This window comes from Candidatus Omnitrophota bacterium (genome assembly GCA_016929445.1).
Taxonomy (GTDB): domain Bacteria; phylum Omnitrophota; class Gorgyraeia; order JAFGIU01; family JAFGIU01; genus JAFGIU01.
On record JAFGIU010000021.1, the window covers coordinates 1 to 5016 of the forward strand.

Below are 5016 nucleotides of genomic sequence, written 5' to 3' on the forward strand. Positions count from 1 at the left end.
GACGCGCACTGTAATCTCGTCGCCCACGGTGATGCTCGTAGGTTCGGCCACGCATTGCACACTGACCTCCGACGCCGTTTGGGCCTTAACTCCGGGACTTGAGACCAAGCCCAGGCTCCAGCCCGCCACAATAAGCATCAGCAAAACACGCACCCACTTGGTCCTGGAGGATTCGCCGCGCACCACTTTCAGATTGGAGGGCGCGCAATTTAACTCCTTCGCCAACAACTGAAGGACTCGCGCGTTAGCCTTGCCTTTTTCCGGCGCCACAGTTACCCGCACCTTGTATTGATCCTCTCCAATGCATTCCACCCCCTCGGCCCCGGCCTTGGGCACAACGCGCACCTCCACAAGCCGCCCCTTGAATTCACTCATCGCATGCGCCTGCTTCGCATTTTGAAAAACTTGATGAGAGGCTCCACATAGGATTCGCCCACGCGCACATTAATCGCATCCAGACCCATGGAATCAAAAAGCCGTTTGCGCTCCTGCAGGCGCTTGGCCGTGGCTTCCTCAAACCGGACGCGCACTCCTGCATCCGCGGTATTCACGCTAATTTCCCGGCCTTCCTCTGCATCGTGCACGCGCAGCCAGCCCACGGAAGCAAGCTCTTCTTCCCGCCGGTCCGAAAGCGCAATTGCCACACAGTCGTGGTGCGCATGCGTTAGCCGCAAAGCCTTTTCAAAGTTTTTGTCCAGAAAATCGGAGATGAGAAAAACCACTACGCGACGGCGCTGCACGCGATTGAGATAATTGAGAGCTGCGGCAATATTCGTTCTCCGGCCCTTGGGCTGGTTGTAGAGCACTTCGCGAATCACGCGCAACACGTGACGGCGTCCGCTATCCGGCAGAATCACACGCTCCACCTGATCCGTAAAAAGGAGGAGCCCCACCTTGTCTTTGTTTTGAATCGCGGAAAAGGCCAAAACCGCGGCAAGCTCTGCGGCAAGCTCGGCCTTGGTGCGGCCTCGCGAACCGAAATGGCCTGAAGCGCTGGCATCGACCACGAGCATCACCGTGAGCTGGCGCTCCTGCACAAACTGCTTCATAAAGGGCTTGCCCGTGCGCGCTGTCACATTCCAGTCGATCAGCCTCACATCATCGCCGGGTGTGTATTCGCGCAATTGATCGAACTCAATCCCCTGGCCTTTGAAGCTGCTCTGGTATTCGCCTGCAAAAACTTCCTGCACGAGGCGCCCCGTGCGGATTTCAATGCGGCGTATGGTTCTAAGGATTTCGGGATTGATCATGGATCAGGGTACCTCAACCCCGTCCAATACACGGCGCACCACAGCGTCAGAGTTCAGCTCTTCGGCCTCGGCCTCGTAAGTGATAATCACACGATGCCTCAACACGCTCATGGCCACAGACTTGACGTCGTCCGGAGTCACATAGGCCCTTCCTTCCAAAAAGGCATGGGCCTTTGCCGCACGGGCCATGAAGACCGTGGCACGCGGCGATGCGCCATAAGCAATGAGCTGCTTGATATCCAACCCATACTTTTCGGGCTCACGCGTGGCAAGCACTAAATCCACGATGTAGTCGCGCACTTTATCATCCATGTAGATTGAATTGACTGTCCCCCGCGCGCGAATCAAATCCTGCGGCGAAACCACCGGAGCAATGGCCGGGACATTGGCTGCGGACATCCTCTCGAGAATCTGCTTCTCTTCCTCTTTGTTGGGATAGGTGATTACGATTTTGAGCATGAAGCGATCCACCTGGGCCTCGGGCAAAGGATAGGTCCCCTCCTGCTCAATCGGGTTTTGCGTGGCCAGCACAAGAAACGGTTCCTCCAGCCTGAAGGTGGTCTCGCCCAAAGTGATCTGGCGCTCCTGCATGCACTCCAAAAGCGCGGCTTGAACCTTTGCAGGAGCACGGTTAATTTCATCCGCGAGAACGATATTACTGAACAGCGGACCCTTCTTGATTGTGAACTCGGAAGTCTTGGGGTTGTAAATAAGCGTGCCCAGCAGGTCTGCCGGCAACAAGTCAGGCGTGAATTGTATACGCTGAAATTTAGTCTGAACTGCCTGAGCCAAGGAGCGGATGGCCAGGGTCTTGGCAAGGCCCGGGACACCCTCCAATAAAACATGCCCGTCTGCCAAGAGCGCGATGAGCATACCCCGGAGCATTTCGGACTGACCGACAATAGCCTTCTCCAGTTCCTGAAGCAGTGAACGCACAAAGACTGCTTCGGATTCAACACGTTCATGTATGGCTCTAACGTCTTGGTTCATGAACTTCCTCCTTCTAGCTGATTTTAATTTCTCCGCGGCGTGAATCCACTGTGATCGTGGCTCCCGGAGCAAATTCTTGTTGAAGCAATTGCTTGGACAAAGGATCGACAACAAGTTTCTGCAACACTCTCTTGAGAGGACGAGCGCCAAAGGCCGGGTCATACCCGCGCTCTGCTAATAAAGCCTTGGCCGCATCCGTCACCTTGAGATCCATCTGCCTTGCTTGCAGGCGCAGTTGCAGCTGCTTGAGCTGGATATCCACTATCTGTGCCAAGTCTTTCTGGGACAGAGGTTTGAATATGAGTGTCTCATCAATGCGATTCAAAAGCTCGGGGCGGAAATACTCTTTGAGACCCTCCTGCAAGCGCCTTTTCAGTTCTTCCGGCTGATCAGCCGATTCCGCAATCCACTGGCTTCCGATATTGGAAGTCATGATAATGACTGTGTTCTTGAAGTTGATATGCCTGCCCTGGGAATCCGTGAGCATTCCGTCATCCAGAATCTGCAGCAAAATATTGAAGACATCCCGGTGGGCCTTCTCGATTTCATCCAAGAGCACCACAGCATAGGGACGGCGGCGGACCGACTCGGAAAGCTGGCCGCCTTCTTCATAGCCCACATAGCCGGGAGGCGCCCCGACCAAACGCGAGACCGCGTGCTTTTCCATATACTCCGACATGTCCAAACGAATGAGCGCGGTTTCGTCGTCAAACAGAAACCAAGCCAAGGACTTGGCCAGCTCGGTCTTTCCCACGCCGGTCGGGCCCACAAACAGAAAAGATCCGATAGGCCGGTGGGGGTCCGACAATCCGCTGCGCGAACGCCGCACTGCATCGGAGACAGCAACGATGGCCTCTTCCTGGCCGATGACGCGGGTGCGCAAGCGCTCCTCCATATGAATCAGTTTCTCGGTTTGCTCTTCGACCAAACGCGAGACCGGAACTCCGGTCCACTTGGACACGATCTGCGCAATATCGTCCTCATCCACCTCTTCCTGCAACATACGATGCTGTCCTTGAAGCTCCGCAAAGCGAGCTTCTTCGAGTTCAATGGCCTTTTGCGTCTCCGGGATCCTGCCGTAACGCAACTCCGCGGCCTTGCCCAAATCCCCGGATCGCTCTGCGCGTTCGGCCTCCAAATTACCTTGCTCCAAGGTCTCCTTGAGCTTCCGGATACGGTCGATCGCTTGCTTTTCTTTTTCCCAATGCGCGCGCATTTGGTCGTTCTCTGCCTTCAAACCCGTGAGTTCTTCTTGGATCGACTTCAGGCGCTCTTTGGAGCCGGCGTCTCCTTCCCGCTTCAGAGCCTCCTTTTCGATCTCCAACCGCATGATACGGCGCTGAATCGCGTCAATCTCTGTGGGCAGGCTGTCGATTTCGATCCGCAAGCGCGCCGCGGCTTCATCAATCAGGTCAATGGCCTTATCCGGCAGAAAGCGATCCGTGATATAGCGGTCCGAAAGCTGTGCCGCCGCAACCAGCGCCGCGTCCCGGATACGGACGCCGTGGTGCACTTCGTAGCGTTCCTTGAGACCGCGCAGGATCGCCACCGTATCTTCCACCGTGGGCTGATCCACAAGTACGGGCTGGAAACGGCGCTCCAAAGCAGCGTCCTTTTCAATATGCTTGCGATATTCATCCAGCGTGGTGGCACCCACACAACGCAGCTGGCCGCGCGCCAAAGCCGGCTTCAACAGATTGGAGGCATCCATGGCCCCGTCGGTTTTCCCGGCTCCCACTAAGGTGTGCAGTTCGTCAATAAAGAGGATGATCTGCCCGGCGCGCGCCTCCACCTCCTGAATCACGGCCTTCAAACGTTCCTCAAACTCGCCGCGAAACTTGGAGCCCGCCACCAGGGCCCCGATATCCAAGGCAATGACGCGTTTGTCCTTTAGACCCTCGGGCACGTCCCCTTCCACAATTCTGCGTGCGAGGCCTTCCGCAAGAGCGGTCTTCCCCACTCCCGGTTCGCCGATGAGCACGGGATTGTTCTTGGTGCGCCGCGAAAGCACCTGGATCACGCGGCGGATTTCCTCGTCGCGGCCGATGACCGGATCCAGTTTTCCGGCGCGGGCCAGGGCCGTAAGATCCCTGCCGAATTTTTCCAAAGATTGGTAACGCTCTTCTGCGTTAGGATCGTTGGCGCGCTGGGCGCCCCGGATATCAATCAAGGCTTTGAGGAGGGTCTCTTTGCTCACACCCGAACTGCGCAGGATCTCGCCGGCCGGAGTCTTGGAAGTGGTCAACGCGATTAGGAGATGTTCGGTGCTCAGGTATTCGTCCTTCATTTCTTGAGCCTGAGACTCTGCGACGCGAAACACTTCCTGGAGTTCCGGAGCCAAGTAGACCTCAGAGGCCCCGGAGCCTGTGACCGAAGGCTGTTTGCCCAGGGTTTCTTGACATCGCTTTGCAACCCCGTCCACCTGACAACCTAATTTGCCCAAAAGTGCGGGCACAACGCCGGCCTTCTCCGTGACCAATGCCAGAAGCAAATGTTCCGGAGAAATCTTTTGATGATTGCGGTTGGACGCCTCTTGCTGCGCGTTGGCCACCGCCTCTTGAGCTTTCACCGTAAACCGGTCAAAACGCATAATTCCCTCCAAACCAGGGACGGTTCTCGGCAACCCCTATCCCCTATTCTGGTTACGCGAGATTCGTCCCTACACATGCAGTGCCTGCAGTCGACGAATTCTTTCTTCGGTCGGCGGGTGGGTGCTAAAGAGTGCGGACACCCCTCCGCCCCGCAGCGGATTCACAATAAACAAATGCGCCGTGGC

The 5016-nt window shown here is 56.5% G+C and carries 4 protein-coding genes; all 4 read right to left on the reverse strand.

From position 1 onward, the window contains the following. The coding region (locus tag JW937_02195) for a DUF167 domain-containing protein (protein MBN1586223.1) at positions 1 to 375 on the reverse strand (375 nt) is incomplete at its 3' end. After that, on the reverse strand, positions 372 to 1250 hold the full coding sequence (locus JW937_02200; protein ID MBN1586224.1) for a DUF58 domain-containing protein: 879 nt from the start codon (positions 1248 to 1250) through the stop codon (positions 372 to 374). The genes JW937_02200 and JW937_02195, both read right to left, overlap by 4 nt. A gap of 3 nt (positions 1251 to 1253) precedes the next feature. Then, positions 1254 to 2240 (reverse strand): MoxR family ATPase, encoded by a 987-nt coding sequence (locus JW937_02205; protein MBN1586225.1) that lies wholly within the window; start codon positions 2238 to 2240, stop codon positions 1254 to 1256. A gap of 13 nt (positions 2241 to 2253) precedes the next feature. Beyond that, positions 2254 to 4830 carry an ATP-dependent chaperone ClpB gene (gene clpB / locus JW937_02210; GenBank protein MBN1586226.1) on the reverse strand — a complete coding sequence of 859 codons (2577 nt, stop codon included), beginning with the start codon at positions 4828 to 4830 and terminating at the stop codon, positions 2254 to 2256. Positions 4831 to 5016: the final 186 nt, after the last annotated feature.

Excerpts from the sequence above, each read along its gene's own strand:
- JW937_02200 (MBN1586224.1), bottom strand. The coding sequence starts at position 1,250 with ATGATCAATCCCGAAATCCTTAGAACCATACGCCGCATTGAAATCCGC.
- clpB (MBN1586226.1), bottom strand. The coding sequence starts at position 4,830 with ATGCGTTTTGACCGGTTTACGGTGAAAGCTCAAGAGGCGGTGGCCAAC.
- JW937_02205 (MBN1586225.1), bottom strand. The coding sequence starts at position 2,240 with ATGAACCAAGACGTTAGAGCCATACATGAACGTGTTGAATCCGAAGCA.